The sequence below is a fragment of the Halochromatium sp. genome (assembly GCF_046541315.1).
In the GTDB taxonomy this organism is placed as follows: domain Bacteria; phylum Pseudomonadota; class Gammaproteobacteria; order Chromatiales; family Chromatiaceae; genus Lamprobacter.
Genome location: NZ_JBKHDN010000199.1, coordinates 1 through 5,047, shown reverse-complemented (window position 1 = coordinate 5,047; position 5,047 = coordinate 1). Strand labels below are relative to the sequence as shown.

Genomic DNA, 5,047 nt, shown 5'->3' with positions numbered 1-5,047 from the left:
AATTTCATCAATCCCGAAGGATTGTCCCGAGATGGCGATAATGCCTGGCGTGAGGCGCGAGCGTCCGGGCAACCCAACATTGGCTTGGCCGGCACCGGCCTCTTCGGCACCATCGAGGGTCAGGCGCTCGAGAGTTCGAATGTCGATCTCGCGACCGAACTCGTCAACATGATCATCTCGCAGCGCGCCTATCAGGCCAACTCGACCTCGATCAGCACCCAGGACGAGCTGCTGCAAACCATCATCAACCTCTAATCGCTCATGGACCGCATCCTCTACACCGCCATGAGCGGCGCCAAGCAGGGCATGGACCGCCAAGCGGTGGTCGGCAATAACCTGGCCAATGTCACCACGGCGGGCTTTCGCGCGCAGCTCTATGCCGCGCGCGCGGTGCCGGTGCAGGGCGAGGCGCCGCTGCACACGCGCGCCTCGAGCGTCGCCTCGACTCCTGGCACCGATTTCAGCCCAGGTCCGGTCAGCACCACCGATCGGCCGCTCGATGTGCTCATCGAGCGCGATGGTTGGCTTGCCGTGCAGGCCGAGGACGGGACCGAGGCCTATACCCGGCGCGGCGATCTGCAGATCGATGCCAATGGGATGTTGGTGGTGGTCGGGCGCCCGGTGGTTGGCGATGGCGGCCCGATCATCGTGCCGTTGGATTCGGAGGTGGTGATCGGCTCCGATGGCACTCTGAGCGCCATTGGCCCGGGTGAGGGTCCGAATGCGATCGCCGACGTCGGCCGGGTCAAGTTGGTCGATCCCGGCGAACAAACGCTGATTCGTGGCGACGATGGTCTGTTTCGACCGCCCGAGGACGAGGATGGCGAGGTGGCCGCGCTCGATCAGGACGAGAACCTGCGCCTGGTCACCGGCGCCCTGGAGGGAAGCAATGTGAGCGCCGTCGAGACCATGACGGCGATGATCGACGCCGCCCGTCATTATGAATTGCAACTGTCGGTGATCAGCGCCACCGACGAGAACGCCCAACGCGCCAACAGCCTGCTGTCGCTCCAAGGCTGAGGCGTCGGCCCCGCACACCCGAGGAATTCGCATCATGGTCCGATCGCTCTGGATCGCCAAGACTGGTCTTGAAGGCCAGCAGTTCAAACTGGATGTCATCACCAATAACCTCGCCAACGTCAGCACCAACGGCTTCAAGGGCTCGCGCGCGGTGTTCGAGGATCTGCTTTACCAGAATCTGCGCCAGCCCGGCGCTTTGAATAACGCGCAGGACCGCTTGCCCTCGGGCATGCAGGTGGGGGTTGGCGTGCGTCCGATCGCCACCGAGCGCCTGCACACCCAAGGTAATTTGGAGGAAACCGGGAATACCCGTGATATGGCCATTCAGGGCAAGGGGTTTTTCCAGATCCTGAGGCCGGATGGCACCATCGCCTACACCCGGGACGGGAATTTCCAGCTCAATGAGAACGGTCAGATGGTGACGGCTAACGGATTGCCGCTCGAACCGGCGATCTTCATTCCCGATAATGCCCTCGAAATCACGATTGGCGAGGATGGCATCGTCACTGTTGAAGTCCCAGGCGAAGCGGAGCCGGAGGAAGTTGGCCAAATCACGCTCGCGACTTTTATTAACCCAACCGGATTGCAGAGCATTGGCGGCAACCTGTACCTGGAAACGGCCTCTTCCGGACCGCCCAACGAGAATCTTCCGGGCTTCAATGGGACCGGTCGACTGATGTATTGCTTCATCGAAACCTCCAACGTCAATGTGGTCGAGGAGATGGTGAGCATGATCCAGACCCAACGCGCCTATGAGATCAACAGCCGCGCGGTGCAGACCAGCGATGAGATGCTCGCTCGCCTGGCGCAGCTCTAGGCGCGCGTTTGGCATGAGTTTCCGCGCATGAGCCCCCGCCTGGTTGTTCTCCTCTGGCTGCTACCGCTATTGCTGGTGGCGAGCGGCTGCGCGCAGATGCCGCGGCCGTCGGTGGTGGGCGAGCAGGAGCGGATTCTGATCGAGGACCCGCCGCAGCGACTCGCGAACGGCTCGATCTATCAGCGCCACCGCGGTATCCGCCCGCTGTTCGAGGATCGCCGCCCGCGCCTGCCCGGCGATATCCTCACCATCGTGCTCGATGAAGAGGTTAGCGCCACCAAGAACGCCCAATCCAGCGCGGATCGAAACGGCTCCGCCAATCTCGATCTCGCGCAGTTACCACTTCCGCTCGTCAATCGCATCTCGGAGTTGGAGGGAATGGGCTTCAATGTCGAGGCCTCTGGCGATAGCGACTTCAGCGGCGGCGGTGACTCCAGCGCCAGCAACACCTTCACCGGCACCATCACCGTCTCGGTCAACGAGGTGATGCCCAATGGCAACCTGCGGGTGCGCGGCGAGAAGCAGATCGCGATCAATCAGGGGGTCGAGTTCATCCGCTTCTCCGGGGTGGTCAATCCGCGCACCATCAGCGGGCAGAACACCGTGCCCTCGAACACCGTGGCCGACGCGCGCATCGAGTATGTCGGCGACGGCTATATCAACGAGGCCCAACACATGGGCTGGCTGCAGCGCTTCTTCCTCAATGTCTCGCCCTTCTAGGACCGGCTTTCGGCGTTCCGGCCTGGAACCCCCGCCTCACGGCCTGGAATCATTCAGCTGATGAACCCTATGGCGATCATCGTTTCCCACACGCCTCGTTCGCATCCCGCTCGGCGCCGCGCGCCCATCGGCATGCCAGTACATCCGTCTGTCCGACCCGTCCGCCAGCACGCTCGCCTGCGAGCGGCCGATCAGCGCCAGCGCGCGCTCGGCTCGCTGCTGAGCGGCCTGTTACTCGTCCTCATCAGTGCCTTCGCGCTGCCGCCGCCGGCGTTGGCCGAGCGCATCGGCGAGCTGGCCTATTTCGCCGGCGTGCGCGACAACGCCTTGGTGGGCTATGGCCTGGTGGTCGGTCTGGATAACAGCGGCGATCAGACCATGCAGGCGCCCTTCACCGGGCAAAGCCTGACCAACATGCTCTCGCAGCTAGGCATCACGGTGCCGCAGGGCACCAATATGCAGTTGCGCAATATCGCGGCGGTGATGGTCACCGCCGATCTGCCGCCGTTCTCGCGCCCCGGGCAGCGGCTCGATGTCAATGTCGCCTCGGTCGGCAATGCGCGCAGCCTGCGCGGCGGCACGCTGCTGATGACGCCGCTCAAGGGCGCCGATGGTGAGATCTACGCCATCGCCCAGGGCAACCTGCTGGTGCCGGGCGCCGGCGCCGAAGGGGGCGGGGATATGGTACAGGTCAACCAGCTCGCGGCCGGGCGCATCCCCGGCGGCGCGCTTGTCGAGGAGGGGGTGCCGGTCGATCTCGGTGCCCGCGAAGGCATGCTCGAATTGGTCCTCAAGGAAGCGGATTTCGGTACCGCGCAGCGCGTCGTCGATGCCATCAACGAGGAGTTCGGTTGCATCATGGCCAAGGGCGTCAACGGCCGGGTCATCGAACTCAATGGTCCGCCCGACGACCATACCCGGCTTGGCTTCTTGGCGCGGATCGAGAACATCCAGGTGACACCGACCGAGGCACCGGCGCGGGTGGTGATCAACCCGCGTACCGGTTCGGTGGTGATGAACAGCGCCGTCACCTTGCGTCGCGCCGCAGTCGCCCATGGCAACCTCTCGGTCGTCATCGACACCCAGTTCGAGGTCAGTCAGCCGCAGCCATTCGCTCCGGTCGGTGCCGAAACCGTGGTCGTGCCCGATACCGAGATTACCATCGAAGAACAGGATACCTTCCTGCGCATGGTGGGAGGGGCTGATCTGACGGAAGTCGTCAGCGCGCTCAACGCGCTTGGCGCGAGTCCCATGGACCTGATGGCGATCCTCGAGGCGCTGAAGGCCTCCGGCTCGCTGCGCGCCGATCTGGAGATCCTCTGATGCGTCTCGATGGTGCGGAAAGCCAGGGCCAGTTCGCGCTCGATATGCAGGGCCTGCAGCGGCTGCAACAGAGCGCGCGCGAGCAGCGCCCCGAGGCGCTGCGCGAGGCGGCGCAGCAGTTCGAGGCCATGTTCCTGCATCAGATGATCAAGCAGATGCGCGCTACCGTGCCCAACAGCGATTTAACGAATAGTCGGCAGACCCAGTTCTATCAGTCGATGCTCGATCACCAATGGGCGCAGACCCTGGCCGAGCGCGGTGTCGGGCTTGCCGATTTGCTGATCGAGCAGCTCGCGGGGGGTGGTTACGGTGCCTCTGCGGATGCTGCGGATGCTGCGGGTGCTGAAGACGCTACGGTCGCCGTCGGTGCCGCGGGCGATGCGGGCGATGAGCGATCGGCGCGGAAGAGGGGCGTTGCGTCGGCGTCGGGTTTGACCAAGGCATCGGGCTCGGCCGAGGGTTCGAGTTCGGTCGCGCCGGCAACCGAGTCAGCGGCCAAGGCCCTGGCCAAGGTCGCGGCCGAGGCGGCGAATGAGATCGACCAGCTGATCGCCGGCATCCCGCGCGGTGTCCCGCGCATGCTGGAAACGCCACGCTCGAGCCCGGCGGAAGCGGCTGAAGCTGCGCCAACGGCCTCTGCAGCAGCGCGGACGGCAACGGCAGCAGGTGCCGGCGCTCAGGGCGATGCATCCTCCGCGAACGCGGACAACGACGCGGCCCCGCTCAGCTTCCTGGACGCCTGGGGCGGGCGTTCGACGGGCGCCTTGGTCGGCAATGACCGCAATCGCAATGATCGGGACGCAGCGCCAAGCGGCGGCCTGCGCGCACGCTGGAATGCCACCACCGGGCGCGTGACCGAGGGCTGGGAGCCTTCCGCCGGCGGCTTGTTGGGCGCATTGGGCAACGCGCCGGGCGCTCAGCCGCTATTCGGGGCTGTCGCGGGCGAGGACGCGCCGCCTGTCCAGGCCTTCCGCGAGCAGCTGGCGGCCCCGGCCCAGGCCGCCAGTCGCAAGACCGGCGTGCCGGCCGAGCTGATCCTGGCGCAGGCGGCGCTGGAGACCGGCTGGGGGCGGCATCAGATCCTCACCGCCGACGGCCGCAACAGTCATAACCTGTTCGGCATCAAGGCCGGCAGCCGTTGGAACGGGCCGACCACCGGGATCGTCA

General features: G+C 65.3%; 6 protein-coding genes. All 6 read left to right on the top strand.

Annotated elements, in window-relative coordinates; all coding sequences use genetic code 11:
• Nucleotides 1-255 (top strand): flagellar hook-basal body complex protein (locus ACLFQI_RS11475; protein WP_410759455.1); only part of this gene is annotated, 255 nt, incomplete at its 5' end.
• A 6-nt stretch (nucleotides 256-261) separates the two neighbouring features.
• Nucleotides 262-1,020 (top strand): flagellar basal body rod protein FlgF, encoded by a 759-nt coding sequence (locus ACLFQI_RS11470; RefSeq protein WP_410759453.1) that lies wholly within the window; start codon nucleotides 262-264, stop codon nucleotides 1,018-1,020.
• A 34-nt stretch (nucleotides 1,021-1,054) separates the two neighbouring features.
• On the top strand, nucleotides 1,055-1,837 hold the full coding sequence (gene flgG / locus ACLFQI_RS11465; protein ID WP_410759452.1) for a flagellar basal-body rod protein FlgG: 783 nt from the start codon (nucleotides 1,055-1,057) through the stop codon (nucleotides 1,835-1,837).
• A 27-nt stretch (nucleotides 1,838-1,864) separates the two neighbouring features.
• Complete coding sequence (locus ACLFQI_RS11460) at nucleotides 1,865-2,557, top strand: flagellar basal body L-ring protein FlgH (protein WP_410759450.1); 693 nt, start codon at nucleotides 1,865-1,867, stop codon at nucleotides 2,555-2,557.
• Between the two features lie 132 nt (nucleotides 2,558-2,689).
• Nucleotides 2,690-3,880: a flagellar basal body P-ring protein FlgI gene (locus tag ACLFQI_RS11455; protein ID WP_410759448.1), complete on the top strand. Its 1,191-nt coding sequence runs from the start codon at nucleotides 2,690-2,692 to the stop codon at nucleotides 3,878-3,880.
• Nucleotides 3,880-5,047, top strand: a 1,168-nt coding sequence (locus tag ACLFQI_RS11450) for a rod-binding protein (RefSeq protein ID WP_410759446.1), incomplete at its 3' end; no start/stop codon positions are given. The genes ACLFQI_RS11455 and ACLFQI_RS11450, both read left to right, overlap by 1 nt.